Source organism: Collinsella sp. AM44-11 (assembly GCF_003467145.1).
Classification (GTDB): Bacteria; Actinomycetota; Coriobacteriia; order Coriobacteriales; family Coriobacteriaceae; genus Collinsella.
The window spans coordinates 59,570-86,025 of sequence record NZ_QSFE01000010.1; the positions used below are offsets into that span (position 1 = coordinate 59,570).

Annotated in this window: 23 protein-coding genes; 12 read left to right on the forward strand and 11 right to left on the reverse strand. The window is 62.5% G+C overall.

From position 1 onward, the window contains the following. Positions 1-101: 101 nt before the first annotated feature. Positions 102-2,729 carry an ATP-dependent chaperone ClpB gene (gene clpB / locus DW943_RS07535; RefSeq protein WP_117862653.1) on the reverse strand — a complete coding sequence of 876 codons (2,628 nt, stop codon included), beginning with the start codon at positions 2,727-2,729 and terminating at the stop codon, positions 102-104. A gap of 362 nt (positions 2,730-3,091) precedes the next feature. Between clpB and DW943_RS07540 the strand changes: the two genes are divergently transcribed. After that, positions 3,092-3,739: a hypothetical protein gene (locus tag DW943_RS07540; RefSeq protein ID WP_117862654.1), complete on the forward strand. Its 648-nt coding sequence runs from the start codon at positions 3,092-3,094 to the stop codon at positions 3,737-3,739. Between the two features lie 211 nt (positions 3,740-3,950). On the opposite strand, the gene DW943_RS07545 is transcribed toward DW943_RS07540, so the two are convergent. The 5 genes from DW943_RS07545 to dnaK all read right to left on the reverse strand — a co-directional run bounded on the left by DW943_RS07545 (position 3,951) and on the right by dnaK (position 10,838). Next, positions 3,951-6,251 carry a hydratase gene (locus DW943_RS07545; RefSeq protein WP_117862655.1) on the reverse strand — a complete coding sequence of 767 codons (2,301 nt, stop codon included), beginning with the start codon at positions 6,249-6,251 and terminating at the stop codon, positions 3,951-3,953. A gap of 287 nt (positions 6,252-6,538) precedes the next feature. Further along, positions 6,539-6,955, reverse strand: a complete 417-nt coding sequence (locus DW943_RS07550; RefSeq protein WP_117839958.1) for a heat shock protein transcriptional repressor HspR — start codon at positions 6,953-6,955, stop codon at positions 6,539-6,541. Positions 6,956-7,027: 72 nt separating this feature from the next. Then, the gene (locus DW943_RS07555) at positions 7,028-7,993 is read right to left on the reverse strand and encodes a DnaJ C-terminal domain-containing protein (protein WP_055285310.1); all 966 of its coding nucleotides are present in this window, start codon (positions 7,991-7,993) and stop codon (positions 7,028-7,030) included. Between the two features lie 107 nt (positions 7,994-8,100). After that, entirely contained in the window at positions 8,101-8,943 is an 843-nt protein-coding gene (locus DW943_RS07560) for a nucleotide exchange factor GrpE (RefSeq protein WP_117862656.1), read from the reverse strand. A 2-nt stretch (positions 8,944-8,945) separates the two neighbouring features. Continuing rightward, complete coding sequence (gene dnaK, locus DW943_RS07565) at positions 8,946-10,838, reverse strand: molecular chaperone DnaK (protein WP_117862657.1); 1,893 nt, start codon at positions 10,836-10,838, stop codon at positions 8,946-8,948. A gap of 543 nt (positions 10,839-11,381) precedes the next feature. On the opposite strand from dnaK, the gene DW943_RS07570 reads away from it, so the two are divergent. Continuing rightward, on the forward strand, positions 11,382-11,567 hold the full coding sequence (locus tag DW943_RS07570) for a DUF362 domain-containing protein (RefSeq protein WP_006235216.1): 186 nt from the start codon (positions 11,382-11,384) through the stop codon (positions 11,565-11,567). Between the two features lie 236 nt (positions 11,568-11,803). Here the strand turns inward: DW943_RS07570 and DW943_RS07575 are convergent, their stop codons facing one another. Genes DW943_RS07575 through nadA form a run of 4 tightly spaced genes read right to left on the reverse strand, consistent with a single transcriptional unit; the run spans position 11,804 to position 15,670 of the window. Then, positions 11,804-12,349, reverse strand: a complete 546-nt coding sequence (locus DW943_RS07575) for a transcription repressor NadR (RefSeq protein WP_117862658.1) — start codon at positions 12,347-12,349, stop codon at positions 11,804-11,806. After that, the gene (gene nadC, locus DW943_RS10590; protein ID WP_117839956.1) at positions 12,349-13,209 is read right to left on the reverse strand and encodes a carboxylating nicotinate-nucleotide diphosphorylase; all 861 of its coding nucleotides are present in this window, start codon (positions 13,207-13,209) and stop codon (positions 12,349-12,351) included. The genes DW943_RS07575 and nadC overlap by 1 nt, the downstream gene beginning before the upstream one ends. Before the next feature lie 3 nt (positions 13,210-13,212). Then, positions 13,213-14,616 carry an FAD-binding protein gene (locus tag DW943_RS10595; RefSeq protein WP_199572826.1) on the reverse strand — a complete coding sequence of 468 codons (1,404 nt, stop codon included), beginning with the start codon at positions 14,614-14,616 and terminating at the stop codon, positions 13,213-13,215. A 28-nt stretch (positions 14,617-14,644) separates the two neighbouring features. Then, positions 14,645-15,670 carry a quinolinate synthase NadA gene (nadA, locus tag DW943_RS07585; RefSeq protein ID WP_089573637.1) on the reverse strand — a complete coding sequence of 342 codons (1,026 nt, stop codon included), beginning with the start codon at positions 15,668-15,670 and terminating at the stop codon, positions 14,645-14,647. Between the two features lie 292 nt (positions 15,671-15,962). Between nadA and DW943_RS07590 the strand changes: the two genes are divergently transcribed. Further along, positions 15,963-16,685, forward strand: coding sequence for a LytTR family DNA-binding domain-containing protein (locus tag DW943_RS07590; RefSeq protein ID WP_117862659.1), 723 nt, complete (start codon positions 15,963-15,965; stop codon positions 16,683-16,685). Next, a complete protein-coding gene (locus tag DW943_RS07595; protein WP_117862660.1) occupies positions 16,685-17,962 on the forward strand; it encodes a GHKL domain-containing protein in 1,278 nt (425 codons plus the stop codon). The genes DW943_RS07590 and DW943_RS07595 overlap by 1 nt, the downstream gene beginning before the upstream one ends. A 64-nt stretch (positions 17,963-18,026) precedes the next feature. Here the strand turns inward: DW943_RS07595 and DW943_RS07600 are convergent, their stop codons facing one another. Beyond that, complete coding sequence (locus DW943_RS07600; protein WP_117862665.1) at positions 18,027-18,602, reverse strand: hypothetical protein; 576 nt, start codon at positions 18,600-18,602, stop codon at positions 18,027-18,029. A gap of 136 nt (positions 18,603-18,738) precedes the next feature. Between DW943_RS07600 and trxA the strand changes: the two genes are divergently transcribed. The 8 genes from trxA (at position 18,739) to DW943_RS07640 (ending at position 26,084) form a co-directional block, all read left to right on the forward strand. After that, complete coding sequence (trxA, locus tag DW943_RS07605; protein WP_055250861.1) at positions 18,739-19,059, forward strand: thioredoxin; 321 nt, start codon at positions 18,739-18,741, stop codon at positions 19,057-19,059. Positions 19,060-19,280: 221 nt separating this feature from the next. Continuing rightward, positions 19,281-19,529 carry a hypothetical protein gene (locus DW943_RS07610; protein ID WP_006235225.1) on the forward strand — a complete coding sequence of 83 codons (249 nt, stop codon included), beginning with the start codon at positions 19,281-19,283 and terminating at the stop codon, positions 19,527-19,529. A 1-nt stretch (position 19,530) separates the two neighbouring features. Continuing rightward, the gene (gene nikR / locus DW943_RS07615) at positions 19,531-20,043 is read left to right on the forward strand and encodes a nickel-responsive transcriptional regulator NikR (RefSeq protein ID WP_118205863.1); all 513 of its coding nucleotides are present in this window, start codon (positions 19,531-19,533) and stop codon (positions 20,041-20,043) included. 42 nt (positions 20,044-20,085) lie between these two features. Continuing rightward, positions 20,086-22,557 carry a carbamoyltransferase HypF gene (gene hypF, locus DW943_RS07620; RefSeq protein WP_117862661.1) on the forward strand — a complete coding sequence of 824 codons (2,472 nt, stop codon included), beginning with the start codon at positions 20,086-20,088 and terminating at the stop codon, positions 22,555-22,557. Between the two features lie 131 nt (positions 22,558-22,688). Further along, complete coding sequence (locus tag DW943_RS07625; RefSeq protein WP_089573632.1) at positions 22,689-22,949, forward strand: HypC/HybG/HupF family hydrogenase formation chaperone; 261 nt, start codon at positions 22,689-22,691, stop codon at positions 22,947-22,949. Next, entirely contained in the window at positions 22,949-24,061 is a 1,113-nt protein-coding gene (gene hypD, locus DW943_RS07630) for a hydrogenase formation protein HypD (RefSeq protein WP_233543626.1), read from the forward strand. The genes DW943_RS07625 and hypD overlap by 1 nt, the downstream gene beginning before the upstream one ends. Before the next feature lie 214 nt (positions 24,062-24,275). Next, positions 24,276-25,310, forward strand: coding sequence for a hydrogenase expression/formation protein HypE (gene hypE / locus DW943_RS07635; protein ID WP_117862662.1), 1,035 nt, complete (start codon positions 24,276-24,278; stop codon positions 25,308-25,310). Between the two features lie 105 nt (positions 25,311-25,415). Then, positions 25,416-26,084 carry an HAD family hydrolase gene (locus DW943_RS07640; protein ID WP_117862663.1) on the forward strand — a complete coding sequence of 223 codons (669 nt, stop codon included), beginning with the start codon at positions 25,416-25,418 and terminating at the stop codon, positions 26,082-26,084. The last annotated feature ends 372 nt before the right edge of the window (positions 26,085-26,456 follow it).

Sequence of the window (26,456 nt, forward strand, 5' to 3'; positions counted from 1 at the left end):
CATCATCGATTGTCGCACGAAAAAGGGCGGCGGACCCAATTGGATCCGCCGCCCTTGGCGTTTAGAGACGGCTGGTAGATTTTAAGGCATATCCCAAAAATCTACTCGGCGTCGGGGACCTCGTAGGTGGCCGCCGGCGTGTTATCGCACACGACGGTAAAGCCGCCGTCCTTGTCGACATCGACTGTCACCTGATCGCCCTCGCGCACCGTGCCATCAATGATGGCGGCGGCGATGGCGTCCACGACCTCGCGCTGGACCAGGCGCTTGAGCGGACGGGCACCGAACACGGGGTCCAGGCCACCCACGGCGAGCATCTGCTTGGCCGCCGGGGTGATGGCAAGCGTCATGCGCTCCTTGGCCAGGCGTGCGCGGACATCGGCAAGCTGGATATCGACGATCTTCTCGATTTGCGCCATGCCGAGCGGATGGAACACCACGATATCATCGATACGGTTGAGGAACTCGGGGCGGAAGGTCTGAGCCATGGCGGCGTCGACCTGATGGCGCATCTCCTCCTCGTCCTTACCGGACAGATCGGCGATGGCCTTGGAGCCCACGTTGGACGTCATGATAATAATCGTGTTCTTGAAGGACACCTGGCGACCCTGGCCATCGGTCAGACGGCCGTCATCAAGCACCTGCAACAGCACGTTGAAGACATCCGGATGAGCCTTCTCCATCTCGTCGAGCAAGATTACGGAGTACGGACGACGGCGCACGGCCTCGGTGAGCTGGCCGCCCTCGTCGTAGCCCACGTATCCCGGAGGCGCACCGATCAGACGCTGGACGCTGAACTTCTCCATGTACTCGGACATGTCGATACGCACGAGCGCACGCTCGTCATCGAACAGGCACTCGGCAAGCGCCTTGGCGAGCTCGGTCTTGCCCACGCCGGTGGGGCCCAGGAAGAAGAAGCTGCCGATGGGCTTGTCCGGATCGGAGAGGCCCGCACGGCTGCGACGCACGGCCGCGGCGACAGCGGACACGGCCTCGTCCTGGCCGATGACGCGCTTGTGCAGCTCGCCCTCCAGGCCTTTCAGCTTGTCGAGTTCGCCCTGCATCATCTTGGACACGGGCACGCCGGTCCAGGCGCTCACGACCTCGGCGATCTCATCGGAGGTCACCTGCTCGTTGAGGCCCTCGCCGTCCTGCTCCTTTTGTGCCTCGAGCGCAGCCTCGGACTCCTGAATCTGCTGCTGCAGGCCCGGAATCACGGAGAAGCGCAGCTCGGACGCACGACCCAGGTCGCCGTTGCGCGTCGCGCGCTCCTCTTCGCTCTTGGCCTCGTCAAGCTGGCCCTTAAGCTCCTGCACGTGGTCGATGGCGTTCTTTTGGTTGAGCCAGCCGGCCTTTTGCACGTTGAGCTTTTCCTGGACCTCGGCAATCTCCTGGCGCAGGGCTTCCAGACGCTCCTTGGAGGCGTCATCGGTCTCCTTCATGAGCGCCTGCTCCTCGATCTGCAGCTGGGTGAGCTGACGCGTGGTGGCGTCGATCTCGACCGGCATGCTGTCGAGCTCCATGCGCAGGCGGCTTGCGGCCTCATCGACCAGGTCGATGGCCTTGTCGGGCAGGAAGCGGTCGGCGATGTAGCGATCGGAGAGGTCGGCGGCGGCCACGAGCGCGCTATCGGTGATATGCACGCCGTGGAAGATCTCGTACTTCTCCTTGAGGCCACGCAGAATCGAGATGGTGTCCTCGACGGTAGGCTCGCTCACCATTACGGTCTGGAAACGACGGGCGAGCGCCGCATCCTTCTCGATGTACTTGCGGTATTCGTCAAGCGTAGTCGCGCCGATTGCGTGTAAGTCGCCACGGGCAAGCGCCGGCTTGAGGATGTTGCCGGCGTCCATGGAGCCCTCGGTGGCACCCGCGCCCACGATGGTGTGGAGCTCATCGATGAACAGGATGACCTTGCCTTCCGATTTTTGCACTTCCTTGAGCACGGCCTTCAAGCGGTCCTCGAACTCGCCGCGGTACTTGGCGCCGGCGACCAGCGCGCTCATGTCGAGCTCGATGAGGTCGCGATCGCGCAGCGTGCTCGGCACGTCGCCGGCCACGATACGCTGGGCGATGCCCTCGACGATGGCCGTCTTGCCGACGCCCGGCTCGCCGATGAGCACAGGGTTGTTCTTGGTGCGGCGGGACAGGACCTGGATGGTGCGGCGAATCTCATCGGTACGGCCGATGACCGGGTCGAGCTTGCCGGCGCGGGCGAGGTCGCAGATGTTGCGACCATACTGCTCCAGCGCCTCAAACTGCGTCTTGTCCTCGGCAGACGTCACGCGGTCATCGCCGCGCAGCTCCTCATAGACCTGCTCGATGCGCTCCTTGGTCACGCCGGCGTCGCGCAGAACGCGGCCGGCCTCGCCCTTGTCCTCGGCAAGTGCCATCAGCAGATGCTCGGTCACCACAAAGCTGTCGCCCATCTTGGTGGCCTTCTTCTCGGCCTTTTCGATGACACGAACGAGCTCGTTAGACAGGCCCATCTGCTGGCCCTCGCCCGAAACCTTGGGCGCGTGGTCGATGGCATCCTGTGTGGAGCGTGCAAGCTGAGCCGGGTCGGCACCGATGCGCTCAATGATCACGGAGATATTGCGCTCGCCGGCACCGAGCAGGGCGGACAGCAGGTGAATCGGCTCCACCGCGCCGGCCTGCGCGTCGGCGGCCGTGCTCATGGCGGTCTGCAGCGCCTCGCGCGACGTCATTGCTAGCTTATCGATTCTCATGGAATCACCTCTCTTGGGGTGGCCGCCCTACGGGGCGGCTTCACGTTGTTCGAGAAGTATTGTTGCCAGCTTTGCGCGATCTTATACACAAATCTAAGTCTCTATATATAAGATTTTCTTAGTGCTCTCATGACATGCAAACCACCACAAAGGTGCCTGTCCCCTTTGTGGTGGTCCAGAGAAGAATCAGCCCCGATTAAAAGAGGCGGCATCAAGCCCAGTCTACGTTTGGCGATCCCAAATCGAAGCCCAATAGGGCCTTTTAGCCCCCGTCATTTCGATCAATCGCTTTCTTTTGAATATTGTCGTAAGCTTGTATCATTTATCTTAATGATTGCATATTGTAAGCGAGGTGCCCCACCGTGAAACGCTCCACCTATATCGGCCTGCTCGTCTTAGCGTTTGCGATTGCCGCAGTCGGCGTAGGCATTATCTATCTCGCATTTCTCCCTGCCTCGGCGACGCAGGCGGCGGTTGAAACCATAAGCTATCCCATCGAAATCCTCACCGATATCGTCAAACCCGATTCAATCACCGTCGATTTCGACGGTACGCCCGCAGCGCTTGGGGTCAGCAACTATCCCCGAATCGAACTTGGAGCCACGCGCTATACCCAAGATGAGCAGCTTATCGGCAAGGCAACCAGTTTACTCAAAGGCAAGACGTTTAAGCGATGGTACGGCGCCGCAATATATCGAGCCAAGAAAGACCAAATGAATGGCGGGTATTATTCGACCCTTGAACTCGATGCGGCAAACGGGAGCAGACTGTGCAACGTTTCATACGACCCCGGCTACGTGGACAACGAAGGGCCGGGAGTCTATATCTCGGATGGCAACGTGATCTACGTCATGGAAGGCGACCAGACGGCAGTCGTCGATTTTATGGATCGGTGTACCGAGGATGCCTACGAACAAACTTGCGAGCCCGATCCACAGACAGCGCGCGACAGTGGCTCAGCACGCACTTGGCTATTTGACGATGAGATAACCTGGACCCCATCGAAATAAGAACCCGCCGGACAGGCACCTTTGTGGTGGTCCAAAAAGAAGCCGCCCCAATAAAAAGAGGCGGCATCAAGCAAGTCTATTTATTAGCGTCCCTCAAGACCCAACGAGAACGCGGAAATGTCGCCCGGGGCTTTTCCTTTCCCGAACGCGACCCTCGCGAAGCGCGTGAGCGGGCGGGAAAGGGTAAGCCCCGGGCGGACAATTAAGTGCGTTACTCGGCAGCGGCCTTGAACTTGTTGTAGTTGATGAGGCAGCCGGCCTTGACGATGGCACGTTCTTCGGCTGTCATATCGGCAATGTAGAGCTCAATCTGCTCGACCGCACCATCGGCGCGCACCACGTAGGCGGCGATGTTCTTGAGGTCGCCATCGAGCGCGGCACGGATACCCGGCACAAAGACGTAGTCGCCCACCTCAAAGTTGGGCTCCGTCTCCATCTGGAAGGGCACCATGCCCCAGTTCATCACGTTGGAGCGATAGCGCTTGGTGGCGTACTCGTGAACGATGTTGGCTAGGCCGCCGATCACGCGCTGGCAGCTCGCGGCCTGCTCGCGAGCGGAACCGTCACCGGGCTTCTTGGCATAGAGCATGGAGCCGTATTCTGTCGCCTTGGCATCGGCCGCGACGCCCGCGCCCGCCAGTGCCTCAAACACGCCGGCAAGCTCGGCATCGAGCGCCGCCAGGTCGCCCGCGGACTCGCCGGCAACGCGGCGCTTCTCCACGGCGTCGACCTCCTTGGAACGGCCCACGTAGGCCGGGTCGCGGCGGCTGAGCGTAAACTCGGCCAGGCCCAGCGGATTGGAGCGGAAGGAGCTCGTCTCGCCCGAGGGAATGAGCTCGTCGGTCGTGGTGACCGGGTCCATGATCTTGGAACACACCTTGAGCAGAATATCGTCGCCGAGCGGCTCCATCGCGGGCCACGGCTTGATGTTGGGACCCTCGACCAGTTCGTCGGCAGGCTCCGCCTTGCCAAAGCCCCAGTACACGCGCTTCTTGTACGGCGCGTCGTCGAAGGTGTACTCGCAAGCCTCGTCCCAGGTGTCCTCGGGCAGGTCGGTCGCCGGCGTCAGGATGCCGCCGTTGGCAGCCGTCGCCGCAATGGAACGGGCGTCCATCAGAGCCACGGCGCTCAGCTGGCCATTGCCCGGCTTGGAGCCCTCGCGGTTGGGGAAGTTGCGCGTAGTGTGGCGGATCGACAGGCCGTTGTTGGCGGGCGTGTCGCCGGCACCGAAGCACGGGCCGCAGAATGCCGTGCGCACGATCGCGCCGGCCTCCATAAGGTCGTAGATATAGCCGCGGCGTGTAAGCTCGAGTGCCACGGGCTGGCTCGTGGGATAGACCGACAGCGAGAACTCGCCGCAGCCGGTGTTGGCGCCCTTGAGCACGCGGGCAGCCTGGACCACGGAGTCGTAGTTGCCGCCCGAGCAGCCGGCGATAACGCCCTGCTGCACGTGCAGCTTGCCGTCGACGATCTTGTCGAGCAGGCTAAAGTGCGTCTTGCCCTCGCCGATCTTAGCGGCCTCGAGCTCCACCTCGTGAAGGATGTCCTCGAGGTTCTCGTTGAGCTCGTCAATCTCAAAGCCGTTGGAAGGATGGAACGGCAGCGCAATCATGGGCTTGATGCTCGACAGATCGACCTCGACGCAGCCGTCGTAGTAGGCAACATCGGCAGGCTTGAGCTCGCGGTAGTCGTCGCCGCGGCCGTGCATGGCCAGGAATGCGTGCGTGTCCTCGTCGGTGGCCCAGATGCTCGACAGACAGGTGGTCTCGGTGGTCATGACGTCGACGCCGTTGCGGTAGTCGGTCGTCATGCTCGCGATGCCGGGGCCCACAAACTCCATGACCTTGTTCTTGACGTAGCCCTTGGCAAAGACAGCGCGGATGATGGCGAGCGCCACATCGTGCGGGCCGACGCCGGGGCGCGGGGCACCCGTGAGGTAGATGGCGACGACGCCGGGATAGGCGACGTCGTAGGTGTCGCGCAGCAGTTGCTTTGCCAGCTCGCCGCCGCCCTCGCCCACGGCCATAGTGCCCAGAGCGCCGTAGCGGGTGTGCGAGTCGGAACCCAGGATCATCTTGCCGCAGCCCGCGAAGTTCTCACGCATAAAGGAGTGGATAACGGCGATATGCGGCGGAACGAAGATGCCACCGTACTTCTTGGCGGCCGAGAGGCCAAAGACGTGGTCGTCCTCGTTGATGGTGCCGCCCACGGCGCACAGCGAATTATGGCAGTTGGTGAGCACGTAAGGCAGCGGGAACTGCTCCATGCCCGAGGCGCGCGCCGTCTGGATGATGCCGACAAAGGTGATGTCGTGGCTCGCCATGGCGTCGAAGCGAATCTTGAGTGCCTCGGGATCTCCGGACGTATTGTGTGCCTGGAGGATCGAATACGCGATGGTGCCGCGCTTGGCATCCTCGGGCGTCTGCGTAATACCGCGCTCGGCAGCCTCGGCCGCAGGCACAACCTCGCTGCCGCCGCGCAGGTAGATGCCGTCCTCGTACAGCTTGACCATACTGTCTCCCACTCTGCCCAAAACGATTTGGGCGCATAGCATACATTCGTTCAATATCGTGCCATAGAACGGTTGCGAGTGGGTTACGAATCTGCACGTTCACTTTATCTCAGTAAAGCAAAGAACGAGTTGGGTGCCGGGGGCAGACTTAGACGCCGAAATGACGAGAGTGGATAATCTCCCACTTTGAGCCTGCAAACAGGCCAAAAACGGGAGATTATCCACTCTCATTCTGCGGGCACTCATTTAAGTCTGTCCCCAATGAGTGCCCGGCAGCGTCGGCGGAGCTATAGGTCGCTACCCGTACCTAGCAGCTTGCGCATGACTTGCTCGGGGTTGACTGAGCCGTCGCGCGGGGCCAGGGCGGTGATCTTCTTCTGCATCTTATACTCGTGCAGCTCGTCCTCGAGCTGGCGCACGCGAGCGCGGAGCTTCTCGTTCTCGCGCTCGCGCTCCTCGGAACGCTCCTTCATATCGAGGATGCGCACCACGCCGGCAAGGTTGATGCCCTCGTCGGTCAGTTGGTTGATGAGTTCCAGACGCTCGATATCGGCACGCGAATACAGGCGCGTGTTACCGCCCGAGCGCTGAGGATTCACCAGGCCCTTGGACTCGTAGACGCGCAGAGTCTGCGGGTGCATGCCGGTCAGCTCGGCCGCCACGCTGATCATGTACAGCGGTTTGTTCCTATTGTCCTCGGCCATGCTACCTGACCCCTTTCCGTCTCGTTATCGTCCATCATAAGCCCGCGGGCGTGGGCGTGCGCCGCGACCGCCCTAGTACGTCGCCTTGTAACGATTGACCTTCTCGCGATAGTCGCGCGTGTCGGCCTCGCGCAGCTTGGTCATGGCATCGCGCTCATCGTCGGACAGGTTCGTGGGAACCTGCACCTTGATCTCGACGAGCAGCGCACCCGTGCGGCCACGGTGCTTAACATCGGGCGCGCCCATCTCCTTAAAGCGGAACTTCTTGCCCGTCTGGGTACCCGCGGGCACTTTCAAACGGACCGTCGCACCGCCGGGCGTGGGCACGTCCACCGTGCAGCCGAGCGCCGCCTCGTAGACCGAGACCGGTACCTCCATGGTCACGTCGGCGCCTTTGCGCTTAAACAGCGGATGCTCCTCCACATGCGTGGTCACGACCAGGTCGCCGCGCTCGCCGCCGGCAACGCCATACTCGCCGCGACGTTTGTAACGCAGCTTGCCGCCGTCGACCGCGCCTGCAGGCACCGAGACCGTAATGGTCTGCTGCTCGCCTGTCGAGGGAATGCGGTAGGTGACCTTGTGCGTCACACCGCGAAACGCGTCCTCGGCCGTCACATCGACGGTCAGCGACAGGTCGCCGCCCTTGCGAGCGCGGCTGCGGCCAGCGCCGGCACCGGCAGCGCCCGCAGCCCCGGCAAAGCCCGAGCCCCAATCGCTGCCCCAGGCGCCGTTGCCGCTAAAGATGCTGTCGAAGATATCGCCCCAGCCGCTGGCGCCCGCGCCGGCACCGTAGCCGCCGCCATACGCGCCGCCCGCGCCCGGCATGCCGCCGAACATGAGCATCTGGTCGTACTCTTTGCGCTTCTTCTCGTCCGAAAGCGTCTCGTAGGCCTCGCTGATCTCCTTAAACTTGGCCTCGTCGCCGCCGGCATCGGGGTGATATTTTTGCGCGAGCTTGCGAAACGCGCTCTTGATCTCTTTGTCGGAGGCGCTCTTGGATACGCCCAGGATGTCATAGAAGGTTTTGCCTGCAGCCATCGTAGCTCCTCTCCTGTTTCATCCGCCGCCCAGCGGGCGGCGGCTCATGCTTTCATATGGCACTAGGCCAGAAAGGGCCCCGGGTGTTGCCCCGGGGCCCTTCTCAATTACTCCTCGGTGCTCTCGGCCGTATCGGCCGAAGCATCCTCGGGCGCCGCTTCGGGCTCCGGTGCGGGGCGCTTCTCGCCACCGTAGGTCACCGTCACCATCGCGGAGCGCAGGATGCGATCCGCCATGCGGTAGCCCTTCTGGTACACGTCGTTGACGGTCTCGTCGTACTGCGATGCGTCCTCGACGCGACCCACAGCCTGGTGCTCGAGCGGATCGAACGCCTCGCCCTTGGGGTCGATGGGCTCAACGCCCTCGTGCGCAAACACATCGAGCAGCTTGGCATGCACCGCATCGACGCCATCGACGAACTGCTTAAAGTCGTCGGCAAGCTCTTGGCTGCGGGCATGGTCGATCGCGCGCTCGATATCGTCGACCACCGGCAACAGCGCGGTGACAAGCTTCTCAGTCGCGCGGTCGCGCTCGGCGATGCGCTCGTTGGCGGTGCGGCGACGGAAGTTCTCCCAGTCGGCCTGCAAACGGGCGGTGCGCTCGGTGGCGTCCTTCGCCTTGTCCTCGGCAGCCTTCTGAGCCTCTGCCGCAGCATCGAGCTCGCTGCGCACGTCGGCAAGCTCCTTTTGGGCCTGCTCGAACTTGAGCTTAAAGTCGTTGTCGGCGGCTTCCTCACCGGCGCGGATAGCGGCTTCCACCATCTCGTCCTCGGTCATCGTCGCCTCCTTGTTGGAATCCTCTACCTGGTTCTCGGCAGCCTCGGCGGCCTCGGCCTCGTTGGCCTCGGTATCGTCGACGGCCTCTACGGGAATCTTCACGTCCTTCTCCTCAGAGTCAACGGGGGCGGCGCCAGCGGCAGCCGCCTCCGTGCGAGCTTTACGGGCGGACATGATTACTTGTCCTCGTCGTCCACAACCTCGTAGTCGGCGTCGACCACGTCATCGTCGGCAGGCTGGGCGCCGGCGGCACCGTCGGTCTGCTGCTGAGCGTCGGCGTAGACAACCTGGGCCAGCTCGTAGGCCACGGACTGCAGGGACTCGCCAGCGGCCTTGATGGCCTCGACGTCAGAGCCCTCGAGCGCCTTCTTGGCATCGGCGATAGCGGTCTCGGCCTTGGACTTCACATCGGCGGAAACCTTGTCGCCCAGCTCGTTGAGGGTCTGCTCGGTGGAGTAGCACAGGCTATCGGTCTGGTTGCGGACCTCGACCTCCTCCTTCTGCTTCTTGTCCTCCTCGGCATGGGCCTCGGCGTCCTTGACCATGCGATCGACTTCGTCGTCGGACAGAGCGGTGGAGCCGGAGATGGTGATCTGCTGCTCCTTGCCGGTGCCCTTGTCCTTAGCAGAGACCTTGACGATGCCGTTGGCGTCGATGTCGAAGGTGACCTCGATCTGCGGCACGCCGCGGCGGGCAGCCGGGATGCCGGTCAGCTGGAACTTACCGAGCGACTTGTTGTCGCGAGCAAGCTCGCGCTCGCCCTGGAGCACGTTGATCTCGACGCTGGTCTGGTTGTCGGCAGCGGTGGAGTAGACCTCGGTCTTGGAGGTCGGGATCGTGGTGTTGCGGTCGATCATCTTGGTCATGATGCCGCCCATGGTCTCGACGCCCAGCGACAGCGGGGTAACGTCGAGCAGCAGGATGCCCTCGACGTCGCCGGTGAGCACGCCGCCCTGGACGGCAGCGCCGTCGGCAACGACCTCGTCGGGGTTCACGGACATGTTGGGCTGCTTGCCGGTCATGGTCTTGACGAGCTCCTGGACGGCGGGCATACGGGTGGAGCCGCCGACGAGGATGACCTCGGTCAGATCGGAGAGCTTGAGCTTAGCGTCGCGCAGGGCGTTGGTGACAGGCTGCTTGCAGCGCTCGAGCAGGTCGCGGGTGATCTTCTCGAACTCGGCGCGGGTCAGCGTGTAGTTGAGGTGCAGCGGGCCGGACTGGTTCATGGTAATGAACGGCAGGTTGATGGTGGTCTGCTGGGCGGCGGAGAGCTCCTTCTTGGCGTTCTCGGCGGCCTCCTTCAGACGCTGCAGGGCCATGGGGTCCTGACGCAGGTCGACACCGTTCTCCTGCTGGAACTTATCGGCCATCCAATCGATGACGCGCTGATCCCAGTCGTCGCCGCCCAGGTGGTTGTCGCCCGAGGTGGACAGAACCTCAAACACGCCGTCGGCGAGGTCGAGGATGGAGACGTCGAAGGTGCCGCCGCCCAGGTCGAAGACCAGGATGCGCTGGTCGGTGCCCTGCTTGTCCAGGCCATAGGCAAGAGCAGCAGCAGTCGGCTCGTTGACGATACGCTTGACGTTGAGGCCGGCGATCTTACCGGCGTCCTTGGTGGCCTGACGCTGGGCGTCGTTGAAGTAGGCCGGGACGGTGATGACGGCGTCGGTGACGGTCTCGCCCAGATACTTCTCGGCATCGGCCTTCATCTTTGCGAGCGTCATGGCGCTCACCTGCTCAGCGGTGTAATCCTTGCCCTCGATGTCGACGACGGCACGGCCACCCTGGCCCTCCTTGACCTCATACGGCACGGTCTTGATCTCGGAGGTGCACTCGGAGTACTTGCGACCCATGAAGCGCTTGATGGAGAACACGGTGTTCTTGGGGTTGGTGACAGCCTGGTTCTTAGCGGCCTTGCCCACGACGCGGTCGCCGTCGGCACGGAAGCCCACGACGGACGGGGTGGTGCGGTCGCCCTCGGCGTTCACGATAATGGTCGGAGAACCGCCCTCGAGAACGGCCATTGCGGAGTTAGTAGTACCAAGGTCGATACCAAGAATCTTGCCCATTAGAAATTCCCTCTCTCTTGTGCGTTCGCGTCGCCTCGACGGTCTGTCGCGCGGCGCTTCGGCTTGTCTTTCAGGATGTAGTGTATCCCCTTATGGGCCGGAATATACAAAATCTAAGTCAATTCATATAAGATTTCTTATCTCTGAGAGTTTAGGTTCTCAAATGCGCAGGTAGATGCACTGTTTGAGTTCTCGGCAGATCTATTGAGATCTATGTAGAGATGGCTGAGGTTTGGGCTTGGGAGCGCACATGGCGGCCCCGGGCTTCCCTGGGGAAAGTTCGACCCGTTTTTCGGCCAAATAATGGGATGCGGTTTCCGCAAGCACACTCAATCGCCCTTTATTTCAAGTCACCTGTAGCTAACATTTGCGCAGCTCAGCGGCCCCACCTGCGTGTTTTTTAGTAAACCTTGGCATACTCGGCGAACGGTATGAAGATGCCGGCCAGAGGGTATTGCAAACGGTCGCTCCCGTGGTATGTTTTTGCCCGAATCAAACCGGCGCGCATCGTCTGTAGCGTCGGTCAACAGAGAGGAAACTACCATGGCTCATCCCGTAATTGATGCCGACGAGTGCATCGCTTGTGGCGTTTGCGTCGACTCCTGCCCCGCTGGCGTTCTGGAGCTCCAGGACGTCGCCACCGTCGCTGACGAGGACTCCTGCGTCGCCTGTGGCGCTTGCCAGGACGCTTGCCCCGCTGGCGCGATCACCGAGATCGTCGAGGAGTAACAACTCCCGCACTTGCACACTCAAAAGTACACCGTGCACAAAAAGGAGGCCTCCGCATCGCCGCGGAGGCCTCCTTTTTTGTGCGGATAACCAATTAGGCACCATCGCAGGTTGAGCTCACGTCAGCGAAAACGTCCCTAAGCGAGCAAGGTGACGTGAAAGAGGAGGGAAGCGTATTTGGTACGCGACCGACGATTGAACGTCAGATTGCCGCTTAGGGACGTTTGCAGCATCGGCTACGATAGATCGTCCTCGTAAGGCATTAAATCGGCAAGGTAGCCCTTCTCCTTGAGCATGGCCTCGATCTCGTCGAGGGTCTGCTCGTCTTCCGCGGCGATGCGATGGAAGTGGTAGCCGCTGGTCACCGTCAGCAGCGGGAAGCTCTTGCCGCTGGCGATGCCCTCTAGGTAGCGCTCGACATCGCGGCGGTTGCGGATGTCCAGGTCGGCCGTGATCTTGCCGTACACACGATGGTTGACGATCACGTTGAGCACGGCGCCACCCGCGTCGACGATACTCGTAAGCTCGTCGCCCGCCTGCTCCACGCCGTGGCGCACCTTAACAAGACGCGTGGGCACGGCGGGGCTACTCGCGGCTTCCTGCAGCACGTAGCCGCGGTTGGTCGCCACGATATCGTGCCCATCGGCACGCAACAGGGCAATATCCTGAACCACGACCTGACGGCTCACGCCAACCTCGCGGGCAAGTGCGCTGCCCGAAACGGGCTCCTTGGCTCCTTCGAGCACGCCCATGATGGCACGGCGACGCTCGCGGGCGTTCATTATTTACCGTCCAGCAGACGCAGGTGCTTAAGCGAGAGGTCGAGGATCGGCGCAGAGTGCGTCAGGGCGCCCGAGCTAATATAGTCGACACCCAGATCGGCCAGGGCGCGAATGTTGCTGGCGTCCACGTTGCCCGAGCACTCGGTCTTGGCGCGACCGGCGATAAGCTCGATGGCGGCGGCCATGTCGTCATGGGTCATGTTGTCGAGCATGATAATGTCGGCACCGGCCTCCACGGCTTCGCGCACCATGTCCAGGTTCTCGCACTCAATCTCAACTGTCGTGGTAAACGACGCATGGGCGCGCGCCATCTCGATCGCGCGCGTCACGCCACCGGCGGCATCGATATGGTTGTCCTTGAGCATGACGGCCGTCGACAGGTTGTAGCGGTGGTTGCTGCCGCCGCCAATCTCAACCGCCGCCTTCTCAAACACGCGCATGCCCGGCGTGGTCTTGCGCGTGTCGACGAGCACGGTCTTGGTTCCCTCGAGCGCCGCGGCCATGCTGTGCGTGTAGGTAGCGATACCGCTCATGCGCTGCAGGTAGTTGAGCGCCACGCGCTCACCCGAAAGCAGCACGCGCGCATCGCCGCGCACCTGACCCACATGGTCGCCGGCGTGCACCTCGTCGCCATCGGCAACGTCGAGCAGCACCGAGCTCTGCGAATCCAGCAGCTCAAAGGTACGGGCAAACACATCCAAGCCGGCGATGATGCCGTCGGCCTTGGCGATAAGCTCCACCGTGGCGGGACGCGCCGTGGGGCACACGCTCGCCGTGCTCACGTCCTCAAACGTAATGTCCTCGCGCAGAGCCTGCAAAATCAGATCATCGACGACGAGCTTCATGGTAATGGGATTCATGGTCTACTCCTCTGCGGCCTGCGTGCCGGCGGCACGGGCCAAATCATCGATTGCAAGGGTATCGGAACTCAGGGCGCGATGGCGTCCATCGAGCGCGGGCTCGCCCGCCTGCTCCACGGCCAGCGACTCGCCGGTGCGCACGTACCACGCGGCGCGACGACCCCAGACCAGCGCCTCGAGCAGACTATTTGATGCAAGGCGATTCTTGCCGTGAACGCCGTTGCAAGCCGTCTCGCCCGCGGCGTAGAGCTCGGGCATCGAAGTGCGGCCGTCCTTATCGACCCATACGCCGCCCATAAAGTAGTGCTGCGTGGGCGTAACGGGGATGGGCTCGTCCAAGATGTCGCGGCCGTCCTCAAGGCAGCGCGCGCGAATGTTGGCAAAGTGCCCAGTCACCACGTCGCGCTCGACGGGGGCAAAGCTCAGCCACTCGTGCTCGGTGCCGTCCTGCTTCATCTGCTCGCGGATGGCGGCAGCGACAACGTCGCGCGGCTGCAACTCGTCGGTAAAACGCTCGCCGGCGGCATTGAGCAGAATCGCGCCCTCACCGCGGCAGCTCTCGCTGATCAGGAACGTACGGCCTGGCTGCGGCGAGAACAGGCCCGTGGGATGGATCTGCACGTAGTCCAGGTGCTCCATCTTAATGCCGTGCTCCTGCGCGATGTAGCAGGCGTCGCCCGTGAGCTGCGGGTAGTTGGTCGAATGGTCGTATACGCCACCGATGCCGCCCGTCGCCCACAGCGTATGGCGGGCATGGATCTTAAACGGCTTACCGACATGCACGCCCTCAGCGGCATTTGCCAGCTCGTCGGCGGGGCGAGCTGAATCGTCCTCGTCCACGGCAACAGCGACGACACCAGTGCACACCGTGGCCCCATCGCGCTCGGCCGTCAGGATGTCGGTCATGGCAACGTGTTCGAGAATCTGCACGTTGTCCAGCTTGCGGACGGCCTGAAGCAGCTTGGTCGTAATCTCCTTGCCCGTAATGTCAGCATGGAAGGCAATGCGCGGACGGCTGTGCGCGCCCTCGCGGGTAAAGTCGAGGCCGCCATCAGCCTTGCGCTCAAAATCCACGCCCATCGCTAGCAGGTCGTTGATGACCGAGCGGCTCGAGCGGATCATGATGTCGACGCTCTCGCGGCGGTTCTCGTAATGGCCGGCGTGCATGGTGTCCTCAAAGAAGGCATCGTAGTCCGAGCCCTCGGGCAGCACGCAGATGCCGCCCTGCGCGAGCATCGAATCGCACTCGTCGACCGCGCCCTTGGAGAGCATGATCACGCGCGCGCTCGTCGGCAGGTTGAGCGCCGCGTACAGGCCCGCTACGCCGCAGCCGGCAATGACGACGTCGCACTCCATATCGGGGTATTGCTTGGTTTCCACAGGAATCCTCTCCCTTGAATGTGACATAAGGAACCGTCCCTCATGCCACATTGTTCTAGCGTGCTGCGTACTCGAGCATGCGGTCGAGCGTGAGCTTGGCCTGGTCTGCCGCCTCGTCCGACACGCCGATCTGCACCTCGCCCTCGCCCGTCTCCAGGCAGCGCACGAGTTTTTCGAGCGTGATGAGATCCATGTTGACGCAGGTGGGCTGCACCGCGGGGAAGTAGAACTTTTTGCCGGTGCCCTCGCAGCGGCGCTCGAGCTCGTAGAGCACGCCGCGGACCGTCACGATAATGAACTCGCTCGCGTCGGACTCCTCGGCGTACTTGATGATGCCGGCGGTGGAGCCGATGTAGTCGGCCTCGGCCAAGACGTCGGCCTTGCACTCGGGGTGCGCCAGCACGAGCGCGTCGGGGTGGGCCTCCGTCGCGTCAACGATCTGCTCGACGGTGATGATGTGATGGCGCGGGCAGTAGCCGTTGTTGAGGATGACGTGCTTTTGGGGCACCTGCTCGGCTACGAAGCGGCCCAGGTTCTGGTCGGGAATGAACAAGATGTGCTGCTGCGGCAGCTCGGAGACGATCTTGACGGCGTTTGAGCTGGTAACGCACACGTCACTCCAGCTCTTGATCTCGACCGTGGAGTTGACGTAGCAGACCACGGCCAGGTCGTCGCCGTACTCGGCGCGCGCCGCATCGACCGTCTCGCGCTTGACCATGTGCGCCATGGGACAGTCCGCGCCCGGCTCGGGCAGCAGCACGGTCTTGGTGGGATTGAGCAGCTTGGCGCTCTCGCCCATAAACTCCACGCCGCACAGCACGATGGTCTGCTGCGGCAGGCTCTTGGCAAGCTTTGCCAGGTAGAAGCTGTCGCCGACGTAATCGGCCACAGCCTGAACCTCGGGCGCCACGTAATAGTGCGCCAGGATCACCGCGTCGCGTTGGGTTTTAAGTTGCTGAATGGCCTCGACGAGCTCTGCGGGCACCAGTGCCGCGCGCTCCGTTGCCGTCGTTGCCGATGCTAGGCCGGCCGCGATATCGCGTGCAAGCTCCGACGCATCCATGTTCGCGCTCTGTGCCATCAAGGCCCCTCTCTTTTGGCGAATCTTGGGGCTTTAGTATGACACCTAGGTTTACAGCTGACAAGACAGCTGTAAACCTAGGTGTAAAGTTGAAATAAAGATTCGATCATGCGGCAAGTCCATTTTCGAACTGGCAAGCTGAGGATAGCCGAGCTCTCGATAGCGCAGGAGGCATCTTTCGCCACCGCAATACCGCTCGGCGCGAGTTGCGCACCGTGAGGCACGAACGGGCGCTCCCCCGCGAGTGGTCCGCGCCCAATGTGGCAAAATCGAACTACTAAGGGGGCTCAGAATGCTCAAGATTATTGCCTGCGACGATGACGTCGCTTTTCTAGATAGACTGCACCGGATGATCGACCGTTGGTCGATCGAGACGGGCACGGCGGTCGATGTTGCGCTCGTCACGCGCGGCGAGGACCTGCTGGCGCGCCATGCCGCGTCGCGCGCCGACATCATCCTGCTCGACATGATCATGCCGCTCGTCAACGGCATGGACACCGCACGCGAATTGCGCCAGGCCGACACCGCCGTGCGCCTGGTGTTCCTTACCTCGTCGCCCGAGTTTGCACTGGAGTCCTACGAGGTCCGCGCCTTCGACTATCTGCTCAAGCCCGTGACTTACGAACGCCTGGCGCAGTTACTCGACGAACTTTCGAGCATGCGCCCGGCGGCAACCGACGAGCTCGTGATCAAAACGTCCTTTGGCTACCACGCCCTGCGCCTGTCCGACATCGAATATGCCGAGGCGCGCAACAAGCACGTGGTCTTCCACCTGCGCGACGGACGCGATATCGAGGCACTCGAGTCGTTCCGCAGCGTCGAGGACCGTTTGGCGCAAAATGCCACCTTCTTTAAATGCCACCGTAGCTACCAGGTCAACTTGCGCAACATCGACCACTTCAATCGCACGGACATCGTTATGCGCTCCGGCGCGTGCATTCCGCTGTCGCGCAGCAGCAAGCAGGGGTTCCAAGACGCCTACTTTGCGGTGCGCTTTGAGGGCGGGAGGCGCTGATGATCTCCTCGGTCGAAATGGTCCTTTGGGCAATCCACCACGCCACGACGCTGCTCTTTGGCGTCTTTGCCTCGGCGGCGCTGTGCGGTATCGAAATCAATCGACGCCATGCACTCGAGTTGGTGGGGGTCGGAGCCGCAACCGGCGCTGCCTTTTCGATCGCCAATGTCGTTGGCGGAGAGCTTTTTGCCCGTCAGGTCTATCCGCTCGTCGTGCACTTGCCGCTTACCGTCTACCTATGCGCGCGCTACCACTTGAGTCCGCTACTCGCGACGTTGGGCGTCACCAGCGCCTATCTGAGCTGCCAGTTCAGCAATTGGATGGGCATCGCCGCATTTGCCGCAACCGATTCTCAGATCGCGTACTATCTGGCACGCATCGCTACCACGCTCGGCGTCTTTGCCGTCCTGCTGCATTGGGCCGGCGACATTGGACCCCGCCTGGCGATTAAAAGCCCCACCGAGCTGGGCATCCTTTTAATCCTGCCGCTCGTCTATTACATCTTTGACTACGCCACCAACGTCTACACCACGCTGTTCCACTCGGGCTCGGTGGTGACAGTTGAGTTTTTGGCATTTGCGCTCTGTGCCTTCTATCTTATGTTTCTTGCCGTTTACCTGCGCGAATACGAAGAAAAGGAAACCGCCGAGCGAGAGCGTTGGATGCTCGAAACCCGCGACAGCGCCGCCATCAAAGAGCTCGAGGCTTGGCGTCAATCTGGGCGCGAGCTGTCGATTCTTCGCCACGATATGCGCCACTTCCTACGCGGCCTGGCCACTTTAATTGAGGAGGGCCACACCGACGAGGCGCTCAAACGCATCGATGAGCTCTGCGAAGCCGGCGACCGCACCGCCGTACGCCGCTTCTGCGCCAACGAGACCGTAAATATCGCGCTTTCGTCATTCAACTCAGATATCAATAGAAACGGCATTACCGCCAACCTGCGCGCCGCCGTACCCGAAACCGTCCACGTAGGTGACGCCGACCTGTTTAGCGTGCTCTCAAATGCCTTGGAAAACGCTATCACTGCCGCAACCGCCGCACCCCAAGGAAAGCGATTCGTCGACCTTGACCTGCGACTTGAGGACGGCCAGCTGTTGCTGTTAGTTTCCAACACGTTTGACCGCGCGCCGCGCATGGTCGACGGCATGCCCGTGACCCGGCATGCGGGCCACGGCTTTGGAACCAAGAGCATCAAACTTGCCGTGGAGCGCATGAACGGCAACTGCCAGTTCCGCATTAACGGCGATCGGTTTGAGCTGCGCGCTGTGATGTAGAAGTACGGCGCCGATCTCGCGGCGCGCCTCGCCCGCCAGGCAATCGCTCGCCGGTGCCGATCCGCTACAGTGGAGCGGCCGCCGGGGTCAGCTGCTTGATGTAGGCCCACATGCGCTGCTTGGCCGCTTTGTCGGTCAGCGCCGCCTCAAAGCCATCGAGCGCGAGCACGCGGCGGCCCTGCACATGGGCGACCAGGCCGGGCTTGAGCATGGCGGTGTCGAAGTCATCAATCGCCACGAGCATATCGGCGTAGGTTTCGCGCATGACATCGGCCGCGCTGTTATCGAGCAGCAGCACCGCCTCGGGATCCAGAGCCTCAAGCGCCTCGCGGAACAGCTCGCACGGCAGAGTCTCGCCCACCGCGACCGCTCCGTCGCCTGCGCCGGCGACGCTTGCCAGCACGCAAAAATCCTCGGGCGCGTAGCCGATGGCCCCAAGCGCCTTGCGCAGCGCAGCACCGTCCGGACCGGCAGCCAGCTCGCCGCCCGAACGCTCGGCCTCGTCCAAATCGCCTTTGACCAGCACGATCGGCGAGCACGCGTTGCCCACGATGCGCACGCCACGGACCGCAAGCGATGTGAGCTCCTGCTCGGCCGCCTGGGCGATGGCTTCTTTTTTCTGGCTTTGTGACGTGGACATGCGCTCTCCAATCGTTTGCGTGCCCACCATTATATAAAAGAGCTGCCCGCGAGTGGTTGCTTTGCGGGCGGCTGGGTATAAGCACGGTCGTACTGAGTTTTACGCGGCCGAGCCGCGTCGTATTATGGAGGTCACCATGGCTGACATTAAGCAGATTACCCCCGAGAACTTCGATTCCATCGTTAACGACAGCCTGCCCGTGCTGGTCGATTTTTGGGCGCCGTGGTGCGGGCCCTGCCGATCGCTCTCGCCCATCGTTGACGAGGTTGCCGATGAGCTGGCGGGCAAGCTTGCCGTTGCCAAATGCAACGTCGACGACAACCAGGACCTGGCCATGAAGTATGGCGTCATGAGCATCCCCACGCTGATTGTGTTTAAGAACGGCGAGGAGATTGACCGCTCGGTTGGCGCTCTGCCCAAGGCGAGGCTGCAGGCGCTGCTGGAGAAGCATCTGTAATACGCTTGTTACTTGCCCGCCGTCCATGAGCGGTTTTGCACCGCTCGCCGGACTGCCGGGTGCGGCGCGTGCGACCACGGATAGTATGGTAGTTACAAACAGCCCCCAGTGAACGGGTGCGAGTCGCACAGACTCGCACCCGTTTTCTTATGCAGCGGCGCGCAGAGCGGGCGTAGTAAAATCTGAACCACTAGATTACCGTCCACACAAGGAGATTTCCCATGCATGATGTTGGAATGAACATGAGCCAGCTTGCCATGAGCGTCAAGCAGGTCGACGACACCATCGAGCTCGCTCACGAGTGGAGCCATCAGTTGCTGCATGCGACCGAGAATTTTGACATGGAGCGCATCGGCGCCAAGCTCGAGGCAGCCATGGCCGCGCTGCACGAGGCCCACGACGCACTCGAGGGCTACGAAGAGGCCATCGAGGCCGACCACAACTCCGTCGGCTCCGTGAAGCTGGTGTAACGTGGCCGAACACGAGCACGGCTGCGGGTACGAGCACGAGCATCCGCACGGGGCGGACGGTGACGCGGGCTGCCACTGTAGTGGTTCCGGCTCCGAGCTGGTCCGCTTTTCGGTTACCGCACCGGACGACCTGCTGCGCCGTTTTGACGAACAGATCGCGCGCCGCGGCGACGTGGCCAACCGCTCCGAGGCCGTGCGCGACCTGATTCGCGCCTCGATCGCCAAGGAGCAGATGCGCACGCCCGATGAGCATGTTATCGGGTCGCTCACCATGATCTACGACCACCATACCGGCGACCTGACGCGCCGTCTGGACGAAGTGCAGCACGACTACACCGACGAGATCGTATCGACCATGCACGTGCATCTGGATCACCACAACTGCTTGGAGATTCTGGCGCTCAAGGGTCGCGGCGAGCGCGTCTACGAACTAGCCGACCGTCTGCTGGGCCTGCGCGGCGTTAAGCACGGCGAGCTCACGTGTGCCGCCACCAAGCAGAGCCTGGGGCTGTAGCGCACCTGTCCCTATTTGGTCGGTTTTGATGAGGGGTGTCGCATGCGACATGTGCATATTCATGTGACGGGCATTGTGCAGGGCGTTGGCATGCGGCCGTTTGTGTATCGCGAGGCCATGGCGCATGGCATTTGCGGATGGGTGCTCAACGCGGGCGACGGCGTGCATATCGAGGCGCACGCTCCGGCCGATGCGCTCGATGCTTTTGTTGCCGCGCTTTCTGCGCATGCGCCTGCGGCAGCCCGCGTTGAGCGAGTCGATATTGCGGATTTGGAGCCTGGCGGCTGGAGCGCTGCCGATGAGCAGGGCTTTCGCATTGTGGCATCGCAGGACCAGACCGCGCACACGACGCTCGTCTCGCCCGATATCGCCACCTGCGACGATTGCCTGCGCGAGTTGTTCGATCCCGCCGACCGACGCTATCACTACCCCTTTATCAACTGCACTAACTGCGGACCGCGCTTTACCATCATCCGGTCGCTGCCTTATGACCGAGCGGCCACGTCGATGAATTGTTTTCCCATGTGTCCTGAGTGTGCCGCGGAGTATGCCGACCCACTCGACCGGCGTTTTCACGCGCAGCCCGATGCCTGCTTTGATTGCGGGCCGCATATTACTTGGCGCGAGGCTGTGAACGGCGATGCGTGCGGGAATTCGTCCGCGACACCGGCCGTCGGCACCACACGCGAGGCCAGCGACGCTATCATCGAGCGCTGCGTCGAGCTGCTGGCCAGCGGCGGCATCGTCGCCATCAAGGGTCTGGGCGGATTTCACTTGGCATGCGACGCCTCCAACGAGCAGGCGGTAGCCGAGCTGCGCCGTCGCAAACGCCGCAGCAACAAGCCGCTTGCCGTTATGGTACGCGACCTTGCCGACGTTGAACGCCTGTGCCATGTCAACGACGTTGAGCGCGGCTTGCTGGCCGGCAGCATTCGCCCCATTGTGCTGCTGCGCCGGCGTGCTGTTTGCGGGAGCGACGGCGATTCTCCCGACGCCCTCGTACTCGCACCGTCCGTCGCGCACGACCTGCCCGAGCTTGGCGTTATGCTCCCCTACACCCCGCTTCAGCATCTGCTGCTTGCCGTGGCAGAAGCCCGCGGTATGCACGCGCTCGTCATGACCAGCGGAAACCTGAGCGAAGAGCCCATCGAGACCGATGACGATCTTGCCTGGGAGCGCCTCGTTGCCGCCGGCATTGCTGATGCGCTACTCGGCAACGACCGCGCGATCCTCTCGCGCTACGACGACTCCGTGGTGCGCGTGGTCAACGGCGCCATTATGCCCGTGCGCCGTGCCCGCGGATATGCACCCCAGCCGCTGCCGTTGCCGGCGCTCGACGGCGCTCCGTCCTGCGTGCTCGCCTGCGGGCCACAACAAAAGGCCACGATTGCGCTCACGCGCGAAGGGACGAACGGCGAGGCAACCTGTTTTGTGTCGCAGCATATCGGCGATGTTGAAAACGGCGGGACCTTCGATGCCTGGAACGCCGCGCGCACGCGCTTGGAAGATCTCTTTGACTTGGCGCCCGCCGCCTTGGCCTGCGATTTACACCCCAGCTATCTATCGGACCAGTGGGCGCGCGAGCAGGCGCGAAAATGCAATCTGCCGCTCGTCGAAGTGCAGCACCATCATGCGCATATCGCGAGCGTAATGGCCGAGGCCATCGCCGCGGGCCAGCTTACAACCGACACGCGTGTCCTTGGCATCGCCTTCGACGGCACCGGCGCCGGCACCGATGGGACCATTTGGGGCGGCGAGTTTCTTGTTGCCAGCCTTGACGGCTTTGAGCGCACCGCGCATTTGCTCACCTGGGCGCTCCCCGGCGGGGCGGCCTCCGTACGCGACGCTCGACGCAACGCCTTTGCCCTGCTCAGCGAACTCGGCCTACTCGAGCACCCAGGCGCCGCTCAGCTTTTGGACAGCCTCGACGAGCAAACGCGTAGCGTGACAGCCACCATGATCGAGCGCGGCATCAACAGCCCGCGTACCAGCAGCATGGGACGTCTCTTTGATGCCGCGGCAGCAATTCTGGGCATCTGCGACAAGGCAACCTACGAGGGCGAACCCGCCATAGAACTCGAAGCCGCCGCCTGGCGCGCGTTCAGCAGTGAAAGTGCCTGCCCCACCGGCAATATGGTCAGCTTTTCCGTAACCGAATCATCCCGTCCGGACGACTGCCATGTTCTGAACTCCAGACCGCTTTTTGAGGCGCTTTTGGAGGGAATCAGGACCGGCGTGCCCGCCGGCAAGCTCGCGCTCGACTTCCACGTCACCATCGCGCGCTCCTCGGCACGAATCGCACGCGAAATCTGCGCCCGTGAAGGCCTCGACACCGTCGCGCTCTCGGGCGGCGTGTTCATGAACCGACTTTTGCTTCAGCTCCTCACCCGCGAGCTCAAAAGCATGGGTCTCACTGTCTTGATTCCCCGCTCCGTGCCCGTCAACGACGGCTGTATCGCCTACGGTCAGGCCGTCATCGCTCGCGCTCGCCTCGCGCAGACAGCATCGCGATAGGCTGTTTTGCCAGCCTGCGCGCCGCCGTCTCACAGGTGTAACGCGTTTGCTCGTGACTCCTGCGAGCGCTACCATCAACTGATGGGTAATTAGGCGCCTATCCAGCGCAAAACGTATAAAAGGGGAACATTATGTGCCTTGCCGTTCCCGGTAAAGTGGTCAAACGCGACGACGACCTTAAGGCGACCGTCGACATGATGGGCATCGAGCGCCCCGTTTCGCTGCGCCTCGTGCCGACGGCACAGGTAGGCGACTATATTCTCGTGCACGCCGGCTTTGGCATTCAGATTGTCGACGAGCAGGAGGCGCAGGAGACGCTCGACCTGGTCAACACCATGACCGAACTGGTCGAAGAAGACCAGCTGGCCACCAACCCGGCCGAGGCTTACTAGTGGCGGCCGGACAGCCGGCTCGCTCCGGTATCGACTTCTCGGCATTCCGCGATCCCAAGCTGGCTCGCGAGCTCATCGAGCGCATCCGTGAACTCGTCGGCGACCGCACCATCAACCTTATGGAAGTCTGCGGCACGCACACCGTGAGCATCGGTCGCTATGGCTTTCGCTCCATTATGCCTGCCGGGCTCAAACTGCTGAGCGGTCCGGGTTGCCCCGTCTGTGTTACCGCCAACCGCGATATCGACCATGCAATCGCGCTCGCCAAGATGGACGGCGCCATCATCACCACCTTTGGCGACATGATGCGCGTGCCCGGGTCGTCTACCTCGCTCGCCGCGCAAAAGGCGGCGGGGCGCGATATTCGCATTGTGTACTCCCCGCTCGATGCACTCGATATCGCCGAACACAACCCCGATCGCCCGGTCATCTTTATGGGCGTCGGCTTTGAGACCACGACGCCCACCATCGCCGCCGCCATTTTGGAGGCCGATGCACGCGGACTCCAGAACTTCTCGGTCTATTGCGCCCACAAGACCACGCCGCCGGCGCTGCGCGCCATCGCCAACGATCCCGAGACCACTATCGACGGCTTTATCCTTCCGGGACACGTCGCTACCATCACGGGCCTGGCACCCTTTGGGTTTTTGGTCGATGAGTTCGAGACCCCCGGCGTAGTCACCGGGTTTGAGCCGGTCGATATCCTGCAAGGTATCTGCATGCTGGTCCAGATGGTTGTCGAGAAAAGGCCGGCGATCGACAACGCCTACCGCCGTGGCGTCAACGCTGACGGCAACCCCGTAGCGCGCCAGCTGGTCGAGCAGGTATTTGAGCCGTGCGACACCACGTGGCGCGGACTGGGACCGATTGCCAACTCGGGTCTTTCCATCCGGCCCGAATTCGCGCGCTTTGATGCCGGCGCCCGCTTTGACGTACCCATTGAACCGACGGTCGAACCACGCGGGTGCCGCTGCGGCGACGTGCTGCGCGGCGCCATCACGCCGAGCGACTGCCCGCTGTTCGGCCACGCTTGTACACCCGAGCATCCCATCGGCCCCTGCATGGTGAGTTCCGAGGGCAGCTGTGCAGCATATTTCCGCTACCGAGGCTAATGGGTTCCGCCGCTCTAACGAACGGCGGGCCGGTCGACGCTGCGCGCCATTCAGGCGAGCGATTTGCCTTTCAATCGTCGGCTGCGGGCAAAAGCCCAGCAGCCTCCTCTTTCAAGGCAACTCACTTCGCCTGAATGGCGCTCGCTGACTTTTACTTAACATCGATTCTGCCACACTCAGCTATTGCCGACCCCCCACGATTGGAGTTTTCGATATGTCCCGTACTGCCACCGATAGCACTGTCCTGTTGGGCCACGGCTCTGGCGGCCAGATGATGAAACGCATCATCGATGAGGTCTTTTTGGATGCCTTTGGGTCGCCCGAACTGCTCGAGGGCAACGATGCCGGCGTCGCTGCGCTGCCCGCGAGCGGGCGCATCGCCATGTCGACCGACAGCTTTGTAGTCTCGCCGCAGTTCTTCCCCGGCGGCAATATCGGCCGACTCGCCGTGTGCGGAACCGTCAACGACGTCGCGACCTCGGGCGCTAACGTGCGCTACCTCTCATGCGGCTTTATCCTCGAAGAGGGCTATCCCATGGACAAGCTGCGCCAGATTGTGCAGACCATGGCCGAAACGGCACATGAGGCAGGCGTGAAGATTATCACCGGCGACACCAAGGTGGTCGAGCGTGGCGGTGCCGACGGCGTCTACATCAATACCGCTGGCGTAGGCGAGGTGCCCGCAGGCGTGACGCTCAGCGGTGCCAACTGCCGGCCCGGCGACGTCATCCTGGTGTCGGGCACACTCGGCGACCACGGCATCGCCATCATGAGCCAACGCGAGGGCCTGGCGTTTTCGAGCACCATCGAAAGCGATGCCGCGCCGCTCAACCACCTGATTGCCGATGTGCTTGCCGCAGCACCCGACACACGCTGCTTCCGCGACCCCACGCGCGGTGGCCTGGCCTCGACGCTTAACGAGTTTGCGCAGGCCAGCGGCGTTGCCATGGAGGTCGACGAGGATGCCGTGCCCGTGCGCCCCGACGTGCAGGCCGCCTGCGAGATGCTCGGCTACGATGTGCTGCAGGTGGCAAACGAGGGCAAGATGGTTGCCGTCGTGCCGACCGAGCAAGCCGATGCCGCGCTGAGCGCCATGCGCGCCGCCCGCTACGGCGAGAATGCCGCCATCGTCGGTCGCGTGCTGCCACTTGCCGAGGGCGCCCGTCCCGCCGTGCGCGTACGCACCGGCTGGGGCTCGACCCGTATCCTCGACATGCTTGTGGGAGAACAACTGCCGAGGATTTGCTAACGACAAAGGCTCAGGGCTATTAAAGATATTCAGATTCCAAACATGCCCGGCACGCATGCCCAGTATCATGGGGTGCGTTTTACAACTCAAGCGGCAGGAGCACCCATGGCAGCAGCTTTTTCCCATGTGATCTTTGATCTGGATGGCACCATCCTCAACACGCTCGAGGACCTGGCGGCCGCCAGCAACCATACCTGCGAGATGCACGGCTGGCCCACGTTTGCCGTAGACGAGTACCGCTACAAGGTGGGAAACGGCATGCTCAAGCTGGTCGAGCGCTTTATGCCCGCCGAGTATGCGGGCGACGGCCGTATGTTTGAGCAGACGCTTGCCGAGTTTAGGGCTTACTACGGCGAGCACAAGGAAGACCACACTGCACCGTACGCCGGCACGATCGAGCTGCTCGACTGCCTGCGCGCCGCGGGTGTGCAGCTTGCCGTGCTCACTAACAAGGACCACGTCTCGGCGGTTCCGCTTATCGAGAAATACTTTGGTTCCGAGCGCTTTGCGCTGGTGCAGGGCCGCGTCGATGCGTTTCCTCCCAAGCCCGAGGCGCCTGTTACGCTGCATGTGATGAAAGAGCTAGGCGCCGACCCGGCAACCACGCTCTATGTGGGCGATTCCAATGTCGACGTCCTGACCGGTCACAATGCCGGCCTCAAGAGCGCCGGTGTCACCTGGGGCTTCCGTGGCCGCGCAGAGTTGGAAGCCACCGGCGCCGACTACGTGGTGGACACCCAAGACGAGCTCTCGGCGCTGATTCTGGGCGAGTAACGGAGCTGTCGCTCAACACGGCTGGATAGATTCTGTCGCGCGGAAAGCGCATCCCGTTTTGCCGCCTCAGAATGGGATGCGCTTTCCGGTTGAGCCTTGTCGGGGAAACGGCATCCCGTTTCAGAGCAATATTCCGGGTCGCACTTTCCGCAACCCACGCCATCCGGAAACCGTGACCCGCTATTCGGCCAAATACCGGCTCGTATTTTCCCGAGCATTCGATGCAACGCTGGCGCAAGGAGTGTCCCCAACTGCCGGCAGAAAAGGAACGTCCCCAAGTGCCGCCCCAATGACTACCATGGCAACGCCGCAGGTAGAGGGCGGACAGACACTATGACCCAATCCAGGGGCACGGAAACGACAGGAGCCCCC

Coding starts and splice junctions, on each gene's coding strand:
- clpB (WP_117862653.1), bottom strand. CDS start 2,729: ATGAGAATCGATAAGCTAGCAATGACGTCGCGCGAGGCGCTGCAGACC.
- DW943_RS07545 (WP_117862655.1), bottom strand. CDS start 6,251: ATGGTCAAGCTGTACGAGGACGGCATCTACCTGCGCGGCGGCAGCGAG.
- DW943_RS07550 (WP_117839958.1), bottom strand. CDS start 6,955: ATGGCCGAGGACAATAGGAACAAACCGCTGTACATGATCAGCGTGGCG.
- DW943_RS07555 (WP_055285310.1), bottom strand. CDS start 7,993: ATGGCTGCAGGCAAAACCTTCTATGACATCCTGGGCGTATCCAAGAGC.
- DW943_RS07560 (WP_117862656.1), bottom strand. CDS start 8,943: ATGTCCGCCCGTAAAGCTCGCACGGAGGCGGCTGCCGCTGGCGCCGCC.
- dnaK (WP_117862657.1), bottom strand. CDS start 10,838: ATGGGCAAGATTCTTGGTATCGACCTTGGTACTACTAACTCCGCAATG.
- DW943_RS07570 (WP_006235216.1), top strand. CDS start 11,382: ATGGCTCATCCCGTAATTGATGCCGACGAGTGCATCGCTTGTGGCGTT.
- DW943_RS07575 (WP_117862658.1), bottom strand. CDS start 12,349: ATGAACGCCCGCGAGCGTCGCCGTGCCATCATGGGCGTGCTCGAAGGA.
- nadC (WP_117839956.1), bottom strand. CDS start 13,209: ATGAATCCCATTACCATGAAGCTCGTCGTCGATGATCTGATTTTGCAG.
- DW943_RS10595 (WP_199572826.1), bottom strand. CDS start 14,616: ATGTCACATTCAAGGGAGAGGATTCCTGTGGAAACCAAGCAATACCCC.
- nadA (WP_089573637.1), bottom strand. CDS start 15,670: ATGGCACAGAGCGCGAACATGGATGCGTCGGAGCTTGCACGCGATATC.
- DW943_RS07590 (WP_117862659.1), top strand. CDS start 15,963: ATGCTCAAGATTATTGCCTGCGACGATGACGTCGCTTTTCTAGATAGA.
- DW943_RS07595 (WP_117862660.1), top strand. CDS start 16,685: ATGATCTCCTCGGTCGAAATGGTCCTTTGGGCAATCCACCACGCCACG.
- DW943_RS07600 (WP_117862665.1), bottom strand. CDS start 18,602: ATGTCCACGTCACAAAGCCAGAAAAAAGAAGCCATCGCCCAGGCGGCC.
- trxA (WP_055250861.1), top strand. CDS start 18,739: ATGGCTGACATTAAGCAGATTACCCCCGAGAACTTCGATTCCATCGTT.
- DW943_RS07610 (WP_006235225.1), top strand. CDS start 19,281: ATGCATGATGTTGGAATGAACATGAGCCAGCTTGCCATGAGCGTCAAG.
- hypF (WP_117862661.1), top strand. CDS start 20,086: ATGCGACATGTGCATATTCATGTGACGGGCATTGTGCAGGGCGTTGGC.
- DW943_RS07625 (WP_089573632.1), top strand. CDS start 22,689: ATGTGCCTTGCCGTTCCCGGTAAAGTGGTCAAACGCGACGACGACCTT.
- hypE (WP_117862662.1), top strand. CDS start 24,276: ATGTCCCGTACTGCCACCGATAGCACTGTCCTGTTGGGCCACGGCTCT.
- DW943_RS07640 (WP_117862663.1), top strand. CDS start 25,416: ATGGCAGCAGCTTTTTCCCATGTGATCTTTGATCTGGATGGCACCATC.